This window comes from Pseudomonas sp. 7P_10.2_Bac1, from assembly GCF_025465935.1.
Classification (GTDB): Bacteria; Pseudomonadota; Gammaproteobacteria; order Pseudomonadales; family Pseudomonadaceae; genus Aquipseudomonas.
In genome coordinates this window covers 16,863-39,644 of the sequence record NZ_JANLNV010000026.1, presented here as the reverse complement: position 1 = coordinate 39,644, position 22,782 = coordinate 16,863, and the positions used below count along the sequence as shown (strand labels likewise).

21 protein-coding genes and 1 pseudogene are annotated in these 22,782 nt (G+C 58.9%); 16 read left to right on the top strand and 6 right to left on the bottom strand.

Features of this window, described 5'->3' with window-relative positions; genetic code table 11:
- The first annotated feature begins 50 nt into the window (after nt 1–50).
- A complete protein-coding gene (gene rarD, locus NTD86_RS05845; RefSeq protein ID WP_262201208.1) occupies nt 51–938 on the top strand; it encodes an EamA family transporter RarD in 888 nt (295 codons plus the stop codon).
- 337 nt (nt 939–1,275) lie between these two features.
- Nucleotides 1,276–3,453, top strand: a complete 2,178-nt coding sequence (locus tag NTD86_RS05840) for a malate synthase G (RefSeq protein WP_262201207.1) — start codon at nt 1,276–1,278, stop codon at nt 3,451–3,453.
- A 75-nt stretch (nt 3,454–3,528) separates the two neighbouring features.
- Here NTD86_RS05840 and NTD86_RS05835 read toward each other — a convergent pair whose 3' ends face one another.
- Nucleotides 3,529–3,972 (bottom strand): response regulator, encoded by a 444-nt coding sequence (locus NTD86_RS05835; RefSeq protein ID WP_262201206.1) that lies wholly within the window; start codon nt 3,970–3,972, stop codon nt 3,529–3,531.
- Between the two features lie 254 nt (nt 3,973–4,226).
- On the opposite strand from NTD86_RS05835, the gene NTD86_RS05830 reads away from it, so the two are divergent.
- The 8 genes from NTD86_RS05830 (at nt 4,227) to NTD86_RS05795 (ending at nt 13,639) form a co-directional block, all read left to right on the top strand.
- Entirely contained in the window at nt 4,227–6,161 is a 1,935-nt protein-coding gene (locus NTD86_RS05830) for a putative nucleotidyltransferase substrate binding domain-containing protein (protein WP_262201205.1), read from the top strand.
- Nucleotides 6,158–6,868, top strand: coding sequence for a PolC-type DNA polymerase III (locus NTD86_RS05825; RefSeq protein WP_262201204.1), 711 nt, complete (start codon nt 6,158–6,160; stop codon nt 6,866–6,868). The genes NTD86_RS05830 and NTD86_RS05825 overlap by 4 nt, the downstream gene beginning before the upstream one ends.
- Before the next feature lie 192 nt (nt 6,869–7,060).
- Nucleotides 7,061–7,579 carry an RNA polymerase sigma factor gene (locus NTD86_RS05820; protein WP_262201203.1) on the top strand — a complete coding sequence of 173 codons (519 nt, stop codon included), beginning with the start codon at nt 7,061–7,063 and terminating at the stop codon, nt 7,577–7,579.
- Entirely contained in the window at nt 7,576–8,550 is a 975-nt protein-coding gene (locus tag NTD86_RS05815) for a FecR family protein (protein WP_262201202.1), read from the top strand. Before NTD86_RS05820 ends, NTD86_RS05815 begins: the two co-directional genes overlap by 4 nt.
- Nucleotides 8,551–8,640: 90 nt before the next feature.
- On the top strand, nt 8,641–11,076 hold the full coding sequence (locus NTD86_RS05810) for a TonB-dependent siderophore receptor (protein ID WP_262201201.1): 2,436 nt from the start codon (nt 8,641–8,643) through the stop codon (nt 11,074–11,076).
- 214 nt (nt 11,077–11,290) lie between these two features.
- The gene (locus NTD86_RS05805) at nt 11,291–12,403 is read left to right on the top strand and encodes a PepSY-associated TM helix domain-containing protein (protein ID WP_262201200.1); all 1,113 of its coding nucleotides are present in this window, start codon (nt 11,291–11,293) and stop codon (nt 12,401–12,403) included.
- On the top strand, nt 12,400–12,576 hold the full coding sequence (locus NTD86_RS05800; protein WP_262201199.1) for a hypothetical protein: 177 nt from the start codon (nt 12,400–12,402) through the stop codon (nt 12,574–12,576). The genes NTD86_RS05805 and NTD86_RS05800 overlap by 4 nt, the downstream gene beginning before the upstream one ends.
- Before the next feature lie 184 nt (nt 12,577–12,760).
- Nucleotides 12,761–13,639: an RHS repeat-associated core domain-containing protein gene (locus NTD86_RS05795; RefSeq protein ID WP_262201198.1), complete on the top strand. Its 879-nt coding sequence runs from the start codon at nt 12,761–12,763 to the stop codon at nt 13,637–13,639.
- A 14-nt stretch (nt 13,640–13,653) separates the two neighbouring features.
- On the opposite strand, the gene NTD86_RS05790 is transcribed toward NTD86_RS05795, so the two are convergent.
- Nucleotides 13,654–14,154 (bottom strand): ATP-dependent zinc protease, encoded by a 501-nt coding sequence (locus NTD86_RS05790; RefSeq protein ID WP_262201197.1) that lies wholly within the window; start codon nt 14,152–14,154, stop codon nt 13,654–13,656.
- A gap of 164 nt (nt 14,155–14,318) precedes the next feature.
- Here NTD86_RS05790 and NTD86_RS05785 point away from each other — a divergent pair, with 164 nt between their 5' ends.
- The gene (locus NTD86_RS05785; RefSeq protein WP_262201196.1) at nt 14,319–15,206 is read left to right on the top strand and encodes an acyltransferase; all 888 of its coding nucleotides are present in this window, start codon (nt 14,319–14,321) and stop codon (nt 15,204–15,206) included.
- A 2-nt stretch (nt 15,207–15,208) separates the two neighbouring features.
- Here the strand turns inward: NTD86_RS05785 and NTD86_RS05780 are convergent, their stop codons facing one another.
- Nucleotides 15,209–15,784 (bottom strand): DUF2780 domain-containing protein, encoded by a 576-nt coding sequence (locus tag NTD86_RS05780; protein ID WP_262201195.1) that lies wholly within the window; start codon nt 15,782–15,784, stop codon nt 15,209–15,211.
- 284 nt (nt 15,785–16,068) lie between these two features.
- On the opposite strand from NTD86_RS05780, the gene NTD86_RS05775 reads away from it, so the two are divergent.
- The 4 genes and pseudogenes from NTD86_RS05775 to NTD86_RS05760 all read left to right on the top strand — a co-directional run bounded on the left by NTD86_RS05775 (nt 16,069) and on the right by NTD86_RS05760 (nt 18,623).
- On the top strand, nt 16,069–16,581 hold the full coding sequence (locus tag NTD86_RS05775; protein WP_262201194.1) for a sigma factor: 513 nt from the start codon (nt 16,069–16,071) through the stop codon (nt 16,579–16,581).
- Nucleotides 16,578–16,886 (top strand): annotated as a pseudogene (locus NTD86_RS05770) (anti-sigma factor); the annotation flags it as partial. The gene NTD86_RS05775 and the pseudogene NTD86_RS05770, both read left to right, overlap by 4 nt.
- A 326-nt stretch (nt 16,887–17,212) precedes the next feature.
- On the top strand, nt 17,213–17,473 hold the full coding sequence (locus NTD86_RS05765) for a hypothetical protein (protein WP_019409796.1): 261 nt from the start codon (nt 17,213–17,215) through the stop codon (nt 17,471–17,473).
- A gap of 91 nt (nt 17,474–17,564) precedes the next feature.
- A complete protein-coding gene (locus NTD86_RS05760) occupies nt 17,565–18,623 on the top strand; it encodes an RHS repeat-associated core domain-containing protein (protein WP_262201192.1) in 1,059 nt (352 codons plus the stop codon).
- A gap of 64 nt (nt 18,624–18,687) precedes the next feature.
- On the opposite strand, the gene fdhA is transcribed toward NTD86_RS05760, so the two are convergent.
- Nucleotides 18,688–19,887 carry a formaldehyde dehydrogenase, glutathione-independent gene (gene fdhA, locus NTD86_RS05755; protein ID WP_262201191.1) on the bottom strand — a complete coding sequence of 400 codons (1,200 nt, stop codon included), beginning with the start codon at nt 19,885–19,887 and terminating at the stop codon, nt 18,688–18,690.
- 244 nt (nt 19,888–20,131) lie between these two features.
- On the opposite strand from fdhA, the gene NTD86_RS05750 reads away from it, so the two are divergent.
- A complete protein-coding gene (locus NTD86_RS05750; RefSeq protein WP_262201190.1) occupies nt 20,132–21,130 on the top strand; it encodes an RHS repeat-associated core domain-containing protein in 999 nt (332 codons plus the stop codon).
- 28 nt (nt 21,131–21,158) lie between these two features.
- Here NTD86_RS05750 and purU read toward each other — a convergent pair whose 3' ends face one another.
- Nucleotides 21,159–22,016: a formyltetrahydrofolate deformylase gene (gene purU, locus NTD86_RS05745; RefSeq protein ID WP_262201189.1), complete on the bottom strand. Its 858-nt coding sequence runs from the start codon at nt 22,014–22,016 to the stop codon at nt 21,159–21,161.
- A gap of 121 nt (nt 22,017–22,137) precedes the next feature.
- The gene (locus NTD86_RS05740; RefSeq protein WP_262201188.1) at nt 22,138–22,770 is read right to left on the bottom strand and encodes a sarcosine oxidase subunit gamma; all 633 of its coding nucleotides are present in this window, start codon (nt 22,768–22,770) and stop codon (nt 22,138–22,140) included.
- Between the last annotated feature and the right edge of the window lie 12 nt (nt 22,771–22,782).

The following is a 22,782-nucleotide window of genomic DNA, read 5'->3' as shown; positions in this document are numbered from 1 at the left end:
GGCAAGCTCGCTTGTACAGCACCCGTCATTTGCTTAAGCAAGGATTCTGCATGCAAGCCGCCAACCCGCGTCGCGGGTACATTTTAGGCCTTAGCGCCTATGTCATCTGGGGTCTGTTCCCGCTCTACTTCAAACTGCTAGAAAGCGTGCCCGCAGCCGAAATCATCGTCAGCCGCGTGCTCTGGTCAGCATTGTTCGGCGCTTTGTTGCTGCTGGTGTGGAAGCACCCAGGCTGGCTACAAGAACTGCGCGACAACCCAAAACGCTTCGCGGTGCTGGCTGGCAGCGGCCTGCTGATCGCGGTCAACTGGCTGACCTATGTGTGGGCGGTAAACAACGACCGCATGCTCGAAGCCAGCCTGGGCTACTACATCAACCCACTGGTGAACGTGCTGCTCGGCCTGTTGCTGCTGGGTGAACGCCTTCGCCGCCTGCAATGGATTGCCGTGGGCCTCGCGGCCATCGGCGTCGCCGAGCAGGTGTGGCAGGCCGGCAGCCTGCCCTGGGTGTCGCTGGTGCTGGCGCTGACCTTCGGCTTCTACGGGCTGATCCGCAAACAGGCGCCGGTCAAGGCACTGCCAGGGCTGGTGGTCGAAACCTGGATGCTGGTGCCTATCGCCTTCGGCTGGCTGTTGTTTCACCCAGAAGCCAATAGCGCCCATGCCGAGTTCTGGACCACCTCCCAAGCCTGGCTGCTGCTCGCCGCCGGCCCCGCCACGCTGATCCCGCTGGTGTGTTTCAACGCCGCTACTCGGCATTTGCCCTACACCACCATCGGCTTCATGCAGTACATCGCGCCCACCCTGGTGCTGATCCTCGCGGTATGGGTGTTTGGCGAGCATTTGTCCGACAGCACCTTGATTGCCTTCATGTTTATCTGGGCCGGTCTGGTTGTATACAGCATCGACGCCTGGTTGAGCCTACGCCGAAAAGCCTGATTTAAACCCTTGATCGCGGTGGGAGCGCCCTGCTCCCGTCGCGCTTGCGCGCGCCCGCCAATAAAATTGTGTACTGTTTTTAGATTTATCTGGAACAACATGCACATTTCTTGAGAACATCCTGTTCTTCTACGTGACCGATAGCTTAAAAAAAGTCGCAGAACGACGTAGTTAGTCTGATTTTCACATCGGCAAATGATCATGTAGTATGCCCCGGCGACCACTACATAATTCGCAACAAGGTCGGTCAAGGCGTCTGCTTTACCCCGTACAACCCCGCCAAGGCGGTGTTTTGAGAAGCGCTCCAGGCTTTAAATAACAATGAGTGAGGCAAGCAATGACTGAACACGTTCACGTCGGTGGCCTGCAGGTCGCCAAAGTCCTGTTCGACTTCGTCAACAACGAAGCCATCCCCGGTACCGGCCTCAACGCCGACCAGTTCTGGGCCGGTGCCGATAAGGTCATTCATGACCTGGCTCCCAAGAACAAAGCACTGCTCGCCAAACGCGATGATTTGCAGGCGCGCATTGACGCCTGGCACCAGGCGCAGGCCGGCAAGGCCCACGACGCCGTGGCTTACAAAGCCTTCCTACAAGACATTGGGTATCTGCAGCCAGAAGCCGCAGACTTCCAGGCAACGACACAAAACGTCGATGACGAAATCGCCCGCATGGCTGGCCCGCAACTGGTGGTACCAGTCATGAATGCGCGCTTTGCCCTCAACGCTTCGAACGCCCGCTGGGGGTCGCTGTACGACGCGTTGTACGGCACCGATGCCATCAGCGAAGCCGATGGCGCCGAGAAGGGCAAAGGCTACAACAAGGTCCGTGGCGACAAGGTCATTGCCTTCGCCCGCGCCTTCCTGGACGAAGCCGCGCCACTGGCCAGCGGTTCGCACGTTGACTCCACGGCTTACGCCATTGTTGACGGCGCCTTGCAGGTCACCCTCAAAGGCGGCGCCAGCAGCGGCCTGGCCGACACCGCGCAACTGGTCGGCTACCACGGTTCGGCGTCGGCTCCGACCGCCGTACTGCTCAAGCACAACGGCCTGCACTTCGAGATCCAGATCGACGCCACCAGCCCGATCGGCAAAACCGATGCGGCGGGCGTCAAAGACGTGCTGATGGAAGCTGCGCTGACCACCATCATGGACTGCGAAGACTCCGTAGCCGCCGTCGATGCCGATGACAAAGTGGTGATCTACCGCAACTGGCTTGGCTTGATGAAGGGCGACCTGAGCGAGCAAGTGACCAAGGGCGGCGACACGTTCACCCGCACCATGAACCCGGACCGCGAATACACCGCACCCAAAGGCGGCAGCGTCAGCCTGCATGGCCGTTCGCTGTTGTTCGTGCGTAACGTGGGCCACCTGATGACCATCGACGCGATCCTCGACAAGGATGGCAACGAAGTGCCGGAAGGCATTCTTGACGGCTTGCTGACCAGCCTCGCGGCCATCCACAGCCTCAACGGCAACACCACGCGCAGCAACAGCCGCACCGGCTCGGTGTACATCGTCAAACCGAAAATGCACGGCCCTGACGAAGCAGCGTTCACCAACGAGCTGTTCGGGCGCATCGAAGACGTGCTGCAACTGCCGCGCAACACGCTCAAAGTCGGGATCATGGACGAAGAGCGCCGCACCACCGTCAACCTCAAGGCATGCATCAAGGCCGCCAGCGAGCGTGTAGTGTTCATCAACACGGGCTTCCTCGACCGTACGGGTGACGAGATTCACACCTCCATGGAAGCCGGGCCGATGGTGCGCAAGGCGGACATGAAAGCCGAAAAGTGGATTTCGGCCTACGAAAACAACAACGTCGATGTGGGCTTGAGCACCGGTCTGCAAGGCCGTGCGCAAATCGGCAAAGGCATGTGGGCGATGCCCGACCTGATGGCGGCAATGCTGGAACAGAAAATCGCTCACCCGCTGGCTGGCGCCAACACCGCCTGGGTGCCATCGCCGACCGCCGCGGCCTTGCACGCGCTGCACTACCATAAGGTCGACGTGTTCGCCCGCCAGGCCGAATTGGCCAAGCGCGCTCCCGCATCGGTGGACGACATCCTGACTATACCGCTGGCCGTAAACCCGCAGTGGACGCCTGAGCAAATCCGCAACGAGCTGGACAACAACGCTCAAGGCATTCTGGGTTACGTGGTGCGCTGGATCGACCAGGGTGTCGGTTGCTCGAAAGTGCCGGACATTCACGACATCGGCCTGATGGAAGACCGTGCGACGCTGCGTATTTCGAGCCAGCACATCGCCAACTGGCTACGTCACGGCATCGTCAGCCAAGCGCAAGTGCTGGAAAGCCTCAAGCGCATGGCTCCGGTGGTGGATCGTCAGAACGCCAACGACCCGCTGTACCGCCCGCTGGCACCGGACTTCGACAACAACATCGCCTTCCAGGCGGCGGTCGAACTGGTGATTGAGGGCACTAAACAGCCAAACGGCTACACCGAGCCGGTGCTGCACCGTCGTCGTCGTGAGTTCAAGGCTAAAAACGGCCTGTAAAACCTCGTAACCCTGTAGGCGCGAGCTTGCCTCGCGATCTTTAGAAGATCAAAAGATCGCGAGACAAGCTCGCGCCTACAGGTTGAGTGTCCGGTTGATCAGCTCAAGCAGCTTGGCCGGGTCGATGGGCTTGAGCAAAAAGTCCACAACATTCAAGTGCATCGCTTCAATCGCATCCCGCACCCCTGCATCACCCGACATGATGATGATCGGCAACTCAGCCCACTCCGCCGAGTCGCGCACTGTGCGGATCAGGTGCAGGCCGTCATGGGGCTCCATGCGCAAGTCCGTGAGCATCATGCCAATCGGCAAACCGCACTCCAGCAGCGCCAGCGCCTGCACTTCACTGCTGGCCGTCGCGCATTCAATGCCATGCAAGGCCAGAAACTCCGCCAACAGTTCACGCGAGAGCGGATCATCTTCCACGATCAATACGCAGCGCTCGGCCTCCGGCGGGGCAAGCATCACCTCGCTCAGGGCTTCACGTTCGGCGTCACTCAAGATGTCGTGTTCTGTCATATCCGTCTCAAAACGGCAAAAATGTTAAAACCAAGTCGCTCAGTCGGTTATCTCCGAGTTCGCTCAATGTGCACTTAGACACGCCTATTTCCAAGTAGGTGCCGTCCGAAAAGCACAAAAAGCGCGCAGGTTGTCGAAAATCGAGCTTTCTAGACTTACGTCCAATGGGCACCCGCGTGCAGACCACCGAGCATGAAGGCCTGTAGGGGCCACCTCCCGTCATAACAACAACGGCTAATCATGCGGTATCGGTAATGAGTAAATCGGATGCGTTTCTCCAGGCAGGTAAAACGGCGGTGTTGCAGAACATCCACGGCACCATGCAGTTCTTGCAGCGATTTCCGCCCTTCAACCAAATGGAAAACACCCACCTGGCATTTTTGGTCGAGCAGTGCCAACTGCGCTTCTATGGCCCCGGTGACAGCATCATTCACCCCGAAGACGGGCCGGTCGAGCACTTCTATATCGTCAAGCAAGGCCGAGTGGTGGGCGAGCGCAATCACCAGGGCGCCAGTGTTGCCGAAACCACCTTTGAGATCACCGCGGGCGAGTGCTTCCCCCTTGCCGCCTTGCTGGGCGAGCGCGCCACCCGCACAGAGCATTTGGCCGCCGAAGATACCTTCTGCCTGCAACTGAACAAAGCTGCGTTCATCAAGGTGTTTGCCCTCTCGGACGAGTTCCGCGACTTCGCCCTGCGCGGTGTCAGCAGCTTGCTCGACAAGGTCAACCGGCAGGTGCAGCAAAAGGCCGTTGAAACCCTCGGCACCCAGTATTCGCTGAACACCCGCCTGGGCGAATTGGCCATGCGCCACCCGGTCACCTGCAGCCCGCAGACCGCCCTGCGCGAAGCCGTACGCCTGATGCACGAGCAACAAGTGGGCAGCATCGTGATCGTTGACCCACTCAAGGCGCCACTGGGGATTTTCACCCTGCGCGATTTGCGTCAGGTGGTGGCCAACGGCATCGAAGATTTTGATCAGGCCATCGAGGCGCACATGACGGCGGCGCCGTTCTACCTGTCGCCCGATCACAGCGCTTTCGACGCGGCGATTGCCATGACCGAACGGCACATCGCCCACGTGTGCCTGGTCAAGGAGCAACGCCTGTGCGGCGTGGTGTCCGAGCGTGATCTGTTTTCCCTGCAACGCGTCGACCTGGTGCACCTGGCGCGCACCATCCGCCATGCGCCACGGCTGGACACCCTGATCAACCTGCGCGGCGAAATCAGCCAGTTGGTCGAGCGCATGCTGGCACACGGTGCCTCATCGACTCAGATCACCCACATCATCACCCTGCTCAACGACCACACCGTGTGCCGCGTGATCGAGCTGGTGCTGGCCGAACGCGGCGACCCCGGCGTACCGTTCACCTGGTTGTGCTTCGGCAGCGAAGGGCGACGTGAACAAACCCTGCACACCGACCAGGACAACGGCATCCTGTTTGAAGCCACCGACGCCACGCATGCTGCCGAGATCCGCCAGCGCCTGTTGCCGATTGCCCAACAGATCAACACCCACCTTGCGGCCTGCGGCTTCACCCTGTGCAAAGGCAACATCATGGCTGGCAACCCCGAGCTGTGTTTGTCCCGCGCCGAATGGGCAAGGCGTTTCAGCGCGTTTATCCGCGAGGCCACGCCAGAAAACCTGCTGGGCTCCAGCATCTACTTCGACCTGCGCGCGGTCTGGGGTGATGAACAGGGTTGCCAGCAATTGCGTCGTACGATCCTCACGCAGGTTGCCGACAACCGCTTATTCCAGCGCATGATGGCCGACAACGCCCTGCGCCATCGCCCGCCCGTGGGGCGCTTTCGTGAGTTTGTGCTAGAGCGCAAAGGTGGCGACAAGGCCACCCTCGACCTCAAGGTCCAAGGCCTTGCGCCGTTCGTTGACGGCGCCCGTCTGCTGGCGCTGGCCAATGGCGTGGAAGCCATCAACACCCTTGAGCGCCTGCGTCAGCTCGTCACCCTGGGCGTGATCGAACCGCTGGACGGGGCCGCCTACGAAGAGGCGTATCACTTTATTCAGCAGACGCGCATGCAACAGCATCAACTGCAGACCCGGCAAAACCGCCCGTACTCCAACCGCGTCGACCCCGATCAGCTGAACCAACTGGACCGGCGCATCCTGCGAGAAGCCCTGCGCCAGGCGCAGCGTCTGCAAAGCAGCCTGGCCCTGCGGTATCAGCTATGAAGCTGTTCTCCTGGCTATTGCCCCGCAAAGCCCCGACCTTGAGTCTGGCCCAACAGCAACGCCTGTTGCGTTTGCCCGAGTCGGCGGGGTTGGGCGAGCAGACGTTGCGCGCCCAACGTTGGGTCGTGGTGGACCTGGAAACCAGCGGTCTGAACCTCAATCGCGACCAAGTCTTGTCGATTGGCGCGATGGTGATCGAAGACGGCGCGATCGACTTCAGCCAGACCTTCGAACGCACGTTATTACGCACCGACAACCCGCTCAGCCCCAGCGTTCTGCTGCATGGCTTGGGGCCCAGTGCGATTGCCGCCGGCAGCGACCCGGCCGACGCCTTGCTGGATTTTATGGAGTTTGTTGGCGACAGCCCGTTGCTGGCCTTCCACGCTCCATTTGACCAGCACATGCTTACCCGCGCGCTCAAAGACAGCCTGAATTACCGCATGCAGCATGCCTTTATGGACGTAGCGATACTGGCGCCCATGCTGTGCCCGCAGCACACTGGGCGAGAGGCTGGGCTGGATCAGTGGATCAAGCATTTCAACCTCTATGTCGAAGACCGCCACAACGCCAGCGCTGACGCATTGGCCACTGCTGAACTGGCCCTCATCCTGTTCAACCGCGCCCGTGCCCAAGGCATCGACAGCCCGCAAGCCCTGCAACAGCGCCTCAACCAGTGGCAGCGGCGCAAGCACGTTCACAGCTTTTAAGAGCGCCCTCACCCGGAGGGAGAGGGAACTGACCGCATACGGACTCAAGATCACCACACATCGGCTCCCTCTCCCTCCGGGAGAGGGTTGGTGAGGGCTGGCCATCCGATGAGCGTGAATTGCGCCGCTCGTTTCCCTCTGACACAATCGCGAATAATTATCGTTAGTTAATACTTGCAATCGGTGCGCCCGTTGTCCTCAGCCCAAAACCCTCAGCGTGAACTGGTTGGCTCGCTCTACCGCGACCATCGCGTTTGGCTGCTGGCGTGGTTACGGCGCAATGTGGCATGCCCGCAACGCGCCGAGGACTTGAGCCAGGACACCTTCGTGCGGCTGCTGGGCCGCGCGCACCTCAGCGCCCCCCGCGAACCCCGAGCCTTTCTCGCGGCCATCGCCAAAGGCTTGCTGTTCGACTACTTTCGCCGCGCCGCCCTGGAACAGGCGTACCTCAACGAACTGATGCAACTGCCCGAAGCCGAGCAACCCTCGCCCGAAGAGCAACACCTGATCCTCGAAGACCTCAAAGCCATCGACCGCCTGCTCGGCAAGCTGTCGAGCAAGGCTCGGGCGGCGTTCCTGTACAGCCGCCTCGATGGCCTGCCCCACGCGGACATTGCCGAGCGCCTGGGCGTGTCGGTGCCGCGTGTGCGTCAGTACCTGGCCCAAGGCATGCGCCAGTGCTACATCGCGCTCTATGGCGAGCCCACGTGAACGCGATCAGTTCCAGACCGGTCTCGGCCACCGTGCTCGACGCGGCCATTGCCTGGCAACTGTGCCTGGACTGCGGCAATGGCAGCCCGGTGGAACAAGCCGAATTCGAAAAGTGGTACGCCGCCAACGAAGAACACGCCCGCGCCTGGCAACAGCTGGGCATGCTCGACCACCGGTTCAGCAGCACCAGCCTGGCCGCACGCAACGCCTTGCGTAACGCCCGCAGCGGCGTGCAACAACGGGTGCGCAAACTCGGCAGCGGCCTGGCGAGCATTGCGCTGGTGTGCGGGCTGGTCCTGTTCGCAGGCAAAAACTACCTGCCGATTGATTACTGGATGGCCGACCAGCGCACCGGCACCGGCGAACAACGCCAACTGCAACTGGCCGATGGCACAGTGATCAATCTCAACACCCACAGCGCGGTGGATGTACGGTTTGATGGCGACACCCGACGCGTCATTCTGCAAGCAGGCGAGATCATGGTGCAGACCGGCCACGGCGACCCACGGCCCTTTGTCGTGCAAACCCGCGACGGCACCCTGCGGGCATTGGGCACGCGGTTTCTGGTCAAGCGTGAAGACGACGGCACGCGCCTGAGCGTGCTGCAATCACGCGTGGCAGCACACCCCGAAAACGCCCACGACGACGTCATTTTCAGCGAGGGCCAGCAAGTGCTCATGCACCGCGACCACCTCGGCCAAATGCTCACCGTCACCGCCGGGGCCGATGCCTGGACCCGCGGCATGCTGGTGCTCGACAACGTGCGCCTGGCCGACATGGTCGGTGAACTCAATCGCTATCACCGTGGGCATCTGGGGGTTGATCCACGCGTGGCTGACCTGCGCATCACCGGCAGCTTCCCGCTGGACAACTTACAACTGGCACTCAACGCCCTGCCGCCGATCCTGCCGGTCAAGGTCAAACAGCTCACCCCGTGGTGGATCACCGTCGCGCCTGCGACAGAAAAATAAATGCAGATTATTTTCAATTAGCCCTATCACTTTTCGATGCTCGTTCGGCTCCTAGTCATTGAGAACCATTTCCATTCAGGAATCCGCCGAATGTCCCGCACCCTCGATACGTTTTTGCGCCCTAGCCTGTTAACCCTCGCCATTGCCCTTGGCGCGCCGCTGACCAGCACCTCGCTGGTCGCCGCCGAGCAAAACGCCGCCTCACGCAGCTACAACCTGCCCGCCGGGCCGTTGGCCGCCACCCTCAACCAGATCGCCAGCCAGGCCAACTTGACCCTGGCCATTGACCCGGCCCTGCTGGCCGGCAAAACCTCAGCACCCGTGCAGGGCTCGTTCGAAGCCACCAACGCATTGCGCGAAGCCTTACGCGGCACCGGCCTGCAATTGGTGCCGGGCAGTGCGGGCAGCTTGACCGTGATCGCGATCGCGCAGGGCGTCGTGGCTCTTGAAGCCACGACCATTTCCGCTCAGGGCGGGTACGAAAGCGCCTGGGGTCCGGCCACTGGCTACTTGGCGCAACGCTCAGCCGCGGGCACTAAAACCGATACCGCACTGGCACAAGCCCCTCGCTCAATCTCGGTCGCCACGCGCAGCCAAATGCAAGATCGCGCAGCGCAGAACCTCGACGATGCCGTGCGTTACATGCCCGGCGTCACCGCCAGCAGCTATGGCAGCGACAGCCGTTCGGAATGGCTGAAAGTCCGCGGCTTCGAACCCACTCAATTCCTTGATGGCCTGCCGTTGCCCAAAGGCTCCTACACCATGCCCAAGCTGGAAACCTGGGACCTGGAGCGCGTCGCCTTGCTGCGCGGCCCGGCCTCATCGGTGTACGGTCAAACACCGGCAGGCGGCTTGCTGGACATGGTCAGCCGTCGCCCCGAAGACATCGCCAGCCACGAAGTACAGCTGCAAATCGGCAGCTACCAGCGCAAGCAAATCAGCTTTGACAGCACGGGCCCGATTGATGACGAAGGGCGTTTTCTGTATCGCGTGAGCGGCGTGGTGCGTGACAGCAACACCACCATCGAACACACCGATGACAAGCGCTACAACATCGCCCCGAGCCTGACGTGGAACATCGACCCCGACACCAGGTTGACCTTGCTCAGCCAGTTCAACCGCGATGACACCGGCACCACCAGCCAGTTCTTGCCGATCCAGGGCACGCTGGTGTCGACCCCGGCAGGCAAGGTCAAGCCCCACAAAAACCTGGGTGATCCGGACTGGGAGTTCTACGACAAAACCTACTACGCACTCGGCTATGCCTTCGAACATCGCCTGAACGACGTGTGGCAGTTGCGTCAAAACCTGCGTTACACCAAAAGTGACTTGTCCTTTCAGAGCATCACCGCCGGGGGCTATTTCGGTTCGGTGGCCGATGATGGCACTGTCCAGCGCGGGGCAAACATCGTGGACGAAGACATCAGCCAATTTGCCGTGGACAACAACCTGCAAGCCGACTTCACGACTGGCGCACTCAATCACACGCTACTGATCGGCCTCGATCATCAGCGCGTCGATACCCACTACAAATGGCAATACGGCGTTGCCCCGAGCAGCAACATCATTAACCCGATCTACGGGCAAGACTTCAGCCACGTCAACTACACCGCCTACAACGATTACAACCAGAAAACCCGCGACACCGGCCTGTACCTGCAAGACCAAATGGCGCTGGATAACTGGCGCTTGACCCTGGGCGGACGTCAAGACTGGCTCCATACCGACACCACCTTCTACAACCAGAACGATGCCCGCGACAAACGCGACGACAGCGCCTTCACCGGCAACGCGGCGCTGAGCTACGTGTTCGATTCAGGCTTCACTCCTTATGTGTCGTATGCCGAGTCGTTCCAGGCCGAACCGGGGGGCTTTGGCGGTAAATCGTTCAAGCCCGGTACAGGCAAGCAATACGAATTGGGCCTTAAATACCAGCCACCAGGCAGCGAGATGCTCTTGACTGCCGCCGTGTATGACCTGACCCGCAAAAACATCGTGCTCAGCGACACCCTTGGCGTGAGCCGCCCCTTGGGCGAAGCCAATGTGCGTGGCCTGGAGCTGGAGGCCGTGGGTAACGTCAACGACAACCTGAAACTGACCGCCGCCTATACCTATGCCAACACCAAAATGACCAAAGTCTCGAACCCATCGGACAAAAATCGTCCATTGCCGCTGACACCCGAGCATCAGGCCTCGATCTGGGCTGACTACACCTGGCACAAAGGTGCACTGCAAGGGTTCGGCATTGGCTTCGGAGCCCGCTACATTGGCGAAACCGACAACATCGCCATTGGCAGCATGGACTATGTGGCAGACGCGGCTTACGGCCATACAGACGCCTACACCGTCTACGACGCGGCCGTGCATTACGACCTCGGCAAGGTCAGCAAAAGCCTTAAAGGCGCCACCGTTTCGGTCAACGCCAATAACGTCTTCGACAAGCAATATCTGTCGACCTGCGACGGTTTCTACTGCTACTACGGTGACCGCCGCAATATCATGGCCAGCGTCGACTACAAGTGGTAACTCGCTAAACCGGCCTCTGTAGGAGCGAGCTTGCCTCGCGATCGTTTGATCTTGATCCAAAAGCCCCCGCACCCAGGCCCTCTCCCGAAGGAGAGGGCCCCGAATGGGGGATGCTGTTGATTACCGCTGGCCTGTTTGCTGCGCGACAGCGCGGCGTCGAAGACGGGGCGGCCGCTCATACATTGACAACGGTGTTTTTTCATTTGGGACCTTCATGAAAAGCAAAACCATCCGGCGCTGGTCTTTTATCCACACCTGGACCAGCCTGATTTGCACCGCCTTCCTGCTGATGCTGGCGCTCACCGGCCTGCCGTTGATTTTCAGCCATGAAATCGACCACCTGATCGGCAATGCGCCGCAAGTCACAGAGTTGCCCAAAGACACGCCGCAGCTCGATTTGCAGCAACTGATCAAGGCCGCTGAAGCCCATCGGCCGGGCGAAGTCATGCAGTACATCGACTGGGACGAAGAAGAGCCCAACGCCGTCTACGCCATCATGGCCGCCACGGCCGGCACCGAGCCCAACGCCTCGCACACCTTCATGCTCGACACCCGTACCGGCGCTCCCATTGAAGTGCCGTCAGCCAATGGCGGCTTCATGATGGTCATGTTGCGCCTGCACGTAGACATGTTCGCCGGCCTGCCCGGCAAACTGCTGCTGGCCTTTATGGGCACCTTGTTTGTGCTGGCGATCATCTCCGGCACCGTGCTGTATCTGCCGTTTATGCGCCGCAATGAATTTGCCACAGTGCGCACCGACAAATCCCGCCGCTTGCGCTGGCTGGATCTGCATAACCTGATCGGCGTGGTGACCCTGACCTGGGCCTTGGTGGTGGGCGTGACCGGGGTGATCAGCGCCTGCGCCGACCTGCTGATCGACGCCTGGCGCAACGACAGCCTCAGCGCCATGGTTGAACCCTACCGCAATGCACCGCCGCTGACCCGCCAAGCCCCGGCCACTCAGTTGCTGGACATCGCCGCCAAGGCCGCGCCGGGCATGCAACCGGACTTTATCGCCTTCCCCGGCACGCGCTTCTCCAGTGAACACCATTACGCGGTGTTCATGAAAGGCAGCACCCACCTCACCTCGCACCTGCTGACACCGGTCTTGATCGACGCCAGCACCTTGGAGGTCACCGCCGTCGGCGGCCGCCCCTGGTACATGAGCGCCATGGGCATGTCCCAGCCCCTGCACTTTGGTGACTACGGCGGCATGCCGATGAAACTGCTCTGGGCGGCCCTCGACCTGCTGACCATCGTTGTGCTCGGCAGCGGCCTGTATTTGTGGTGGGTACGGCGCAAAGCCAGCAAGGAGAGCACCCGATGAAACCGCGCCAGTCCAACTTCTGGAAAGTCTTTAGCGTGCCGCTGGCGATTGGTCTCGTCAGCGCTACAGGCTTGTTCGCGGCCCTGCTGGGCGAAGGTGTGTGGGACGCCCTGAGCTGGATCGGCCTGGGCATCCCGGTGTGGATCAGCGTGCGTGGGTTGCTCAAGCGCTGATCGTTGCGTTACCCCAATGGCTTGGCGAGCAACGGCACACAAACCTAGCCGTTCTATCAGTACCGCGCATGGCATGTACCCGCTCACACTGTCTGTTCTTTGAGCAAGCGATACGGCAAATACCATGTCAGCGCAAAAGCCCCTAGAACGGCACCAGTACGCCTATGACCCGCTGGACCGTCATATGAGTACCGGCACCGCTGAAAACCAAGCCACTCACCTGTTTTATTGTCGTCAACGTGTGGCCACTGAAATCAGAGGCGATACCCATGCGCAAGTCTTTGAGTCTGAAGAGGCGGTACTGGCGTATAGAGTCCAACAGGGTGAGGGACTCACGACGACACTGGTCGCCGGGGACACCAAACGTTCAACACTGTCGGTTCTGAACCACAGCCAACCTGCATCAGTGACGTTTACACCTTATGGGTATCAGCCCTTAATGCCCGGCATACACAGGGTGCCCGGCTTTAATGGTGAACGCCCGGACCCGCTCACCGGCCATTACTTGCTGGGCAACGGCTACCGGGCGTTTAACCCGATGTTGATGCGCTTTAACAGCCCCGATCGTTGGAGCCCGTTTGGCAAAGGCGGGATTAATGCGTATGCGTATTGCTTAGGCGACCCGGTAAACCGTATCGATCCCGACGGTAATATCAGCGCGCTGATGCTGAACCGGGCGTTTACGATTATTACGGAGGGTTTAGCAAAGAAACCGCCCCGCACGTGGGTATTTGCCAACAGCCTGGATGCTATTCCAGAGAACAAAGCTGTGGCAGCTTTCACCACCAGGATTGATAAAAGCCAACTCCAACTGACAAAAGACCTGAGAATTTTTCCGCGAAGCCAAAAACAAAATTTAAAACTTCAAACTTTTATCCGGAAAAACAAAACACTACTGGTTGAGTTTGTCGAGTCCAATAATTTAGCTAGAAAAAGAGAAATCGTTCTTCAACTCACCGCTAAAAAATCAAGACAAGAACGAAAATTGACCCTAACCACCCCACCTTTGCCTGACAATCCCACCGTTAAAACAGAGGTCCAAGTGTCGAACATTCGCCAGTAATGCTCGACATCGGTTTAGCACCCCGGCTGATCCGCCGTATACCGTCGCGCCGGGTTTACCGCCGCGCCGAACTCACGCAGCGCTTTGGCCCCGATCAACAGCGGGTAGTTGAAGTTGCTGCGGTCGGTGAGGTTGACCTCCACGGTGCGTTTGACATTGCCCAGGCACATGTCCAGATCCACCACCGGGCGCTTGGCCACGTTCACTTCATCCTTGTCGTCGTCTTCGTCGGCGCGGTTTTTGATTTTGCTGATGCGCGAGACTTTGTGTTCATACACCTTACTGTCCGCGTCCGGGGTGGCGAGCTGGAAACGTACCCACTCTTCGCCGTCACGGGTGAAGGTCTGAATATTTTTGGCCGACAGCGACGCCGTCAAGGCTCCGGTGTCCATCTTGGCCTTCAGCGTCTCACCGAATTCCGGCAGCTTGATGTACTCATAACGCCCGTACAGGGTCGGCTCGGCGGCCATCACCGGCAACGCCAATACACAGAGCAAGGCTAAAACAGACTTCATGGCGGTCATTTCCTTATAGGGATGCGGGTTAGACCCTAAGGTTGTCGTTGGTTCCCACAGAGGACAATAGCCCTTAAGTAGTGAAACATTTGTTAGCACTCCGATTTGGCGTTCTGCAACACGCTGCTTATCATGGCGGGTCCTTAAATGTTCAAGAGTTACTTATGCGCCGCCTGCTCACCGGCTGTTTGGTCACACTGCTGTTGCTGTGCAACACCCTCATTCTGTTCGGCCCGCTCATGCTGTTCGCGCTGCTCAAGCTGATTTCGCCGGGTCGACTGCGCGATTACAACTCGTGGGCCGTGATGTGGATCGCCGAAACCTGGTCCGAGATCGACAAGCGCATTTTCGCCTTGTGCCTGCCCACCCGCTGGGACATTCGCGGCGCCGATAACCTCAGCCGCAGCACCTCGTACCTGGTGATCAGCAACCACCAGTCGTGGGTCGATATCCCGGCCTTGATGCAAGGCCTTAACCGCCGCACGCCGTTCTTCAAGTTCTTCCTGAAAAAAGAACTGATCTGGGTGCCGTTTCTGGGCCTGGCCTGGTGGGCACTCGACTATCCGTTCATGAAGCGCTATTCCAAGGCCTTTTTGGCCAAGCACCCGGAACTCAAGGGCCAGGACCTCAAAATCACCCAGGCCGCCTGCGAGCTGTTCAAGCGCCAGCCGGTCACCGTCGTCAATTACCTGGAAGGCACCCGCTTTACCCCGGCCAAACGCGCACAACAACAATCGCCCTATACCTACCTGCTCAAACCCAAGGCGGGCGGCGTGGCGTTTGTACTGGCCGCCATGGGCCCACAGCTGGACGCCGTACTCGACGTCACCGTGGTGTATCCACAAGCAAAAATTCCAGGCTTTTGGGCGTTGATCAGCGGGCAAGTGCCCAAGGTCATTGTCGATATCCAGACCCGCGAACTGGACCCGGCCCTGTGCCAGGGCGACTACGAGAACGACCCCGTGTTTCGCGAGCAGATCCAGAGCTGGGTCAACCAGCTCTGGATCAAAAAAGATCAACGCATCAGCACATTGCGTGCTGAGCGCGGTTGACCTTATTTACCCCAAAGCGTACCCAGCGTGGTCAACAGCGGGCTTGCAACACCCTGTTGGCCCAAGTACTGAGTGATCACCGGGGCGAACTCCTGGACCATGCTGCTCTTCATGCCCAGCGCTTCAAAAGCGCTGTCCAGTTGCGATTTGTTGGTCACGTTGCTCACCGCCACCTTGGCATCATTGCTCACCGGGCTGATCTGGCCGACAAGGGCCTGCAGTTGCGGGTTCTTGGCGCTGAATTGGCTCAATTGAGTCAGGGCACCGGCGCCTGTCACCTTGCTGATGCCCGGCACTTGCTTGGACAGATCAGCATAGTCATTAGCAGTCAGCTGGTTTTTCGCCAAGCTCAACATCGCGCCCACACCGCCAGCGGCTTGTTCAGGCTTGACGCCCAGTTGCTGGGCTTTGGTCAGCAACTGCAAGGCCTGCGTAGTTTTGTCAGAGCTTGCGCCGTTAGTGCCCTGTACCTGGCCCAACAGCTGGGTCGCCGCGCCCAGGTCAAACCCTGCTGCAAACACAGGGGTTACCGCTACGCTCATCAATGTTGCCAGTGCTACTGCGCTCAACTTTTTCATCACATCAACCTCTAGAACCAAAAAGCCGCCCCGCACAGGAACAGCCAAACTATCAATCAGACCAAACGCTACAACAGATGTTCCCTACAGCTAGCATTCAGCAAACAGGGCGCAATCTTAATTCAAAACAGGAACTGCGCGTTGTATGGCTTCAGGACGGCCAGCGCTTATCAAATTCGGATGATGAAACCGCCAAAAATCTAACCGGCGAGTCAGGAAAAAATACTGACCCCTGCATGGAATAGCCGAGATTTTTGAACTAATCTTTCCAAGAGAATGGCACTTTGCCATCCGTTTTGATAAATGGGAGAACGATCATCTTAATCTCCGACGCCGAGTACCTCAAAAAGCTGTTGGCCCAATGTGCTTTGGGAAACTGCAGAGCCTTTGAAACGCTGTATCGTAGCGTCGCCCCACGTTTGCAAAACGTGGCCTTACAGTGCATGAGCCGCCGTGATCTGGCTGAACAAGTCGTTCAAGAAAGCTTCGTGCGCATCTGGCGTGACGCCTCACGGTACGATCCCCATTTATCAACCCCCTTGACCTGGATGATCGCCATCACCCGCGATCAGGCCATAGAGCAATTGCGTATCTACCGTGAGCTCCCAGAGGCTGACCTGCAACAGCCTCCTTGCCTTGAGCAACTGGATAGCATGCAACGTCAAACCATCACCACGGCTTATTTCTACGGTCGCAGCGCCAGTGAACTGGCCGTGCAGCTGGCGGCACCGCTGGGTTCGGTCAAAACCTGGCTGCGCCGGGGCATGGAACGTCTGCGCGGAGGGCTTGAAGCATGAATTATCAAACTCCCACCCTGCGCCGTGCGCTGGCAGGCGATTACGCTATCGGCCTGATGCCGCCTGCCGCCTGCAAACGTTTTGAACAGCTGCTGGTCAATGACGCCGGGCTGCGCGAAGAACTCGCCGCCTGGCAAACCAGCCTCGCCCGGCTGACCGACTCACTGAGCCAGGACCCGGTGCCAGACCGGGTGTGGCAAGGGATTGTGGCGCGCATTGAACCTCAAGTGGCGCCCAAACGACCGTTCCTGAGTGGGCTGAATCTTGTCGCTATCGCCTGCGTAGTCGTGGTCGCGGTGGTGGTGCTGGCGGTCTTTTAACGATCAAAAGATCGCGAGGCAAGCTCGCTCCTACAGGGTTTTGGGTTTGCACGGGGTGGAGTCAGGGGCTTATAGTCCGCCGGTCGTCCCAATGACGACCGGGTTTGGCGACCTGTAAACCACCATGCGAAAACTCCTGTTTCTTGCAGGCTTTTTCGTACCCGCAAGGCTGTGTTATGGCAGCTGTGCGCGGGAGACCTCCGGGTCTGCCGGGTGGTGTGTTTCCGGTTCGCCAACCTGCGTGCAGCTGCCACCTATTTGTTTGGCGACGAATAGGTGGCAGCTTTATCCAACACACCAGAGCGCACTTTATGAACCAATACATCCCGCTAACCGCAATAGACTGCCTGATCCCCAGCTTGCTGATTGACCGCCAAAGCCCGCCTGACGTGCTGCATGCCAATGCGGCGGCGCGCATTCTGGCCGTGACCCAACTGTTCGAAAGCCTCAACCGTTTAGACCTGAGCGCCGCCGACGGCGTAGATCTCAAACACATCACCCAGCCTTGCGCCATTTTGCTGCGCGACGGCTGTGACCTGCTCGACGTACTGGGCCAGCGCTTGCAGGTCTAAACCCTCGCTACCTAGCAGTTCTGCTAGCTATACAGCGTGCAACTCCAGGGAGAGGCTAAACCTTCGTCCGCGCTTTTCCCGGGAGTTCAACATGAGCAAACAGCGCAAAACCGTCGCCAGCACCTACCTGTACGATCCATTGGACCGGCTGGCAGCCAGCAACAGCATTCAACGTTTTTACAACGACACCCGCATCGCCACTGAGGTTGAGGGCGAACGCAAAAGCCGTTTTTTTGAGACCGACTCCCAACCCCTCGCGTTGCAGCAGCATGGCAGCCTGCCCGGCACCACCTTATTGGCGACCGATCAGCAAAGCTCTGTGCTCAATGGCGTTAGCCCGGAGGGTGCCCTGCACGCGCAGGCTTACTCGCCCTTTGGTCATCACCCCATTGGCACCTCACTCAATGGGGCAGGGTTTAACGGCGAACGACCAGAACCGCTGACAGGCCATTATTTATTGGGTCAGGGGTATCGGGCGTTTAATCCGGTATTGATGCGTTTTAACAGCCCGGACAGTTGGAGCCCGTTTGGGGACGGGGGGATTAACGCGTATGCGTATGGTGATAATGACCCGGCGAACAAAGTTGACCCTACAGGCCACATACCCTTTTTAAGTAAATTAATTATTGCTCTTAAAACACCGGCGTGGACAACACGCAATATCGTGAACACTATCCCCAATACAAGTGCCCTTTCACGAACTCCATCATTAAGATCATTACGCTCATCAATCTCTGAAGAAATAGGGGATTTATCTACAACGGTGTCGCGGCAAAACTCTATAACGTCGCTCGGCTCAGTGGAGGATATACCTAGACCGAACCCCAATATTATGCCAAGGCGCCGCGGTGTAATATATCAACCCGGAGACGAAATGCTTGAGGCAATAAGTGCTTTCTTTCGGAGTAATAGGCCCTCACGGTCTCCGAGCGGCACTATAACTCCACCACGCCAGAGTACTTACACCCCCCCTCCTCCTTCCACATCAACTGCTTATGCAAGAGCAGAAGCTGCCGCAATAAATAACATTGACACATTACCCAGCTATGCTGAAGCGACAGCTCCACCTAGCTATTACAATACGGTCACTCTAGCAACTGACCCTAAACAATTTTCGGCTTATACAAAGCGCATTCGAAAAGCAAAATAAAAATCCTTGCCTGTGATTGATATCTAACAAACACTCTGTAATTAACAGAGTGTTTGTTTATTGTTCAGATTGTACTAAACAACCGATGCGGATCAATCACAAACTTCTTCGGTACACCCGCATCAAACTCGCCATACCCGCGCGGGGCGTCATTCAAACTGATCACCTCTACGCCCACAATGTCGGCAATTTTGATGCGATCCCACATGATCGCCTGCATCAGTTGGCGGTTGTATTTCATGACCGGGGTTTGCCCGGTGTGGAAGGTGTGGGATTTGGCCCAGCCCAGACCAAAGCGGATGCTCAGGCTGCCCATTTTGGCGGCTGCATCGACAGCGCCCGGGTCTTCGGTGACGTACAGGCCCGGAATACCGATTTTGCCCGCCACCCGCACCACGCCCATCAGTGAGTTGAGCACCGTGGCCGGGGCTTCGTGCTTGACGCCGTCATGGCCGTGGCCACGGGCTTCGAAGCCCACCGCATCGACCGCGCAGTCGACTTCCGGCTCGCCCAGCAACTCGGCGATTTGTTCATGCAGCGGGGTGTCCTTGGACAGGTCGGCAATTTCAAAGCCCTGCGCCTTGGCGTGCGCCAGACGGATCGGGTTGACGTCACCGACAATCACCACCGCCGCGCCCAGCAAGCGCGCCGACGCTGCAGCGGCCAGACCCACCGGGCCAGCACCGGCGATGTACACCGTGCTGCCCGGCCCAACGCCCGCCGTGACCGCGCCGTGGTAGCCGGTGGGCAGGATGTCGGAAAGGCAGGTCAGGTCGCGGATTTTCTCCATGGCGGCGTCGCGGTTCGGCAGTTTGAGCAGGTTGAAATCGGCATACGGCACCAGCACATATTCCGCCTGGCCGCCCACCCAATCACCCATGTCCACATAGCCATATGCACCGCCGGGACGGGCCGGGTTGACGGTCAGACACACGCCGGTGTTTTGCTCTTTGCAACTGCGGCAACGCCCGCACGCCACGTTGAATGGCACCGACACCAGGTCGCCAACTTTCAAATGTTCAACGTCACGCCCGGCTTCAATCACCTCGCCGGTGATCTCGTGGCCCAGCACCAGCCCCACTTGCGCTGTAGTGCGACCACGGACCATATGCTGGTCAGACCCACAAATATTGGTCGACACCACCCGCAGGATCACCCCGTGATGGATCGGCTTGCCTTGTGGGTTTTGCATCTTGGGAAAAGGAATGTTCTGCACTTCAACCTGGCCATTGCCCAGGTACACCACACCGCGATTGTCAGCCATCGTATTCACCCTTGTTGTTGTTGGAGGTGAAGCAGTTTTAACGTGTCGCTTGCAGCTTAGAGCTTGCCTGCGCCGTCATAACACCGCCGTACGACCTCCATTTAGGAAAACGCGCCGTTCAAGGTGATTCCACAACGCATCAGGGTCTGGGTGTACACAAAAAATACTGTCAGATCTGCTAGCTATACGGACAACCCGCGCACGTTGACACTCAACGTCTAACGCTGCTTTTGAGGACAGGTAGATGCCGACGAAACTTGATGACTATCGCTACGATCCGCTGGATCGCCTCGTAGGTACCCGCGATGTGCTTCGGTTCTACAATGCCAAATACATAGCGACTGAGGTAGAAGGTGACGTCACACGGTGTTTTTGTACACACGAGACGCAACCGCTGGCCCAGTTGCAACAGCAAGCGGGCGTAACCGAAACACGATTACTGGCCACCGACAGGCAATACTCGGTAGTCCATACGTTCACTGCCACTGAAGGTTATTCACGGGAGTACTCGCCCTACGGGTTTCAACCCGCTTCCCGTGAACAGGGCGATGAGTTGGGATTCAACGGTGAAAGACGCGCCCCTGTTACCGGCCACTACCTGTTGGGTCAGGGCTATCGGGCGTATAACCCCGTGCTGATGCGTTTCAACAGCCCAGACACGTTGAGCCCGTTTAACAAGGGCGGCATAAACAGTTATGCCTACTGCCTGGGAGATCCGGTTAATCTCATCGACACAGACGGGCATAGTGCAGCAAGTCTGATAGCAACTATTTTTAGAAACATTCCAGCTTTCGATCAGGTCCCCAGGCTAAATATTGTGCACCACGCTGCAGCCAATGCTGCGCCCGTTTTAGAACCCTTAGGGAGAGTTCGATTTGCTCTGCGGGGGAATAATTCTATGGCCTTAGTCCCAGCTGACAGAGCGTCAGTCGTGACTGTACCAACCTCCAGAGCAGCCGCTGCAATTGAAGCCCCAATCGCCATAGCCAGGGCATCCACCTCAAGATCAGCCCAGGGTGCCGCCGCAGCGCCAGCCCCCATAGCATCAACCTCCAGGGCCGCTTCAGCGGTGGCCGCTCAAAACACCAGCTCAGCCGCAGACTTTTTCCATGCTCGCCAAGCCAGCCGAACCCGGCAAGCGGCCGCAGCACGGTCCGCCCCAGCGCCCGCGCCCCAGCCATCACCTGAAGCAGATACCCAAGAGGCTGCACGCTGGATACGAGGTGATGCCGACCTGTGGTAAGGGCTTGATCAGGGGCGCGATCAGGCGATTACAACACCACCGTGCGCCCACCATTCAAAAATACCCGCCGTTCAATGTGATAGCCCACGCCCCGCGCCAGGGTCTGGGCTTCGATGTCGCGGCCCTTGGCAATCAAGTCTTCGGGATAGTGGCTGTGATCAACCACCTCCACGCCCTGGGCGATGATCGGGCCTTCGTCCAGGTCGTTATTGATGTAGTGCGCGGTGGCGCCCACCAGTTTCACGCCTTTCTCGTAGGCCTGGTGATACGGCTTGGCGCCTTTGAAACCGGGGAGCAACGAGTGGTGAATGTTGATGGCCTTGCCGTCGAGTTTGCGGCACAGCTCGGGGGACAGCACTTGCATGTAGCGGGCAAGAATCACCAGTTCGGCACCGGTGTCTTCGATCACTTGCCACACGCGAGCCTCTTGCGCGGGCTTGTTGGCAGGGTCGAGGGCGAAGTGGTGATACGGGATGCCATGCCATTGCGCCAGCGGTTCAAGATCAGGGTGGTTGGACACTACCGCCACCACGTCCATCGACAGTTGGCCGATGCGTTGGCGATACAGCAAGTCATTCAGGCAATGGTCGGCCTTGGACACCATGATCAGCACTTTGGGCCGGTAGTGTGGTGGCGTCAGTTCAAAGGTCATGCCGAAGGCTTTGCCGCGATCAGCCAGCCCGGCGCGAAAGGTGTGCTCGTCGAAGTCATCAGGCTGACGGAATTCAACGCGAATAAAGAAACGCCCCGAGCGTTGATCGTCGAAGGAATGGTGTTCGGTGACGTAGCAACGGTGTTCAAACAGATAACGGGTCACGGCGTCGACTGTGCCCAGCAGGCTGGGGCAATCGGCCGTGAGGATCCAGGTGTCAGGGGCGCGGCTCATGGTGCAACTCCTTGTTATAGACCCCTGTAGGAGCGAGCTTGTCTCGCGAGCTTTTAAAGATCAAAAGATCGCGAGGCAATCGAGCGTCGACCGGCTCTTCCTACACGGTGTGCGTTATGCCTCAGGCCTCAACATTCAGCCCATACTCCCCCGCCGCATCTTGCAGCCACAGCCACCAGTAATCCGAGAAACTGCGGCGGATCAACAGCTCCCAGGTGTCTTCACCCGTGTGCCGGATCACCAACTGCGACTTGGCAAACACGGTGCCCACCGCCTTGCCCACCGGGAAGTTGTCAGGGTGCACGTCGTAGCTCGTCGACTTCATCAATACGTCGCGCACGTTCGGCCCGCTGAGTTCCAGCAATTGCTGCCCGCCACTGACGTTGACCACCGAAATATGCAGCCCCGCCAACGCGGCGCGCAGGGCCTGCTCCACGGCGTATTCCTGTCCGCCCGGGACGATGAGCAGCCATTCATCCGGGCCCATCCATTGCAACGAGGTGTCACCCTTGGCCACCAGGCTCAAGGCCACCGGCAGTTCCAGCCCCAACGCTTTGTGCACGCCCTCGGCAAAGGCCGGGTCTTTGGCGTCACCCCGCAAGGTCAGGTGACCCAGCAATTTTTTCTCGCGCACCGTCACGCCAGGGTTTTTGCGGCCCTTGCCAATCAACTTGTCGAGGTTGGCGTGATGCAGCGATGACTCGGCTTTGGCGCCCGAGTCCGGGCGTTGTTGGTATACGTTTGCGGTCGTCATGAGATCACCCAC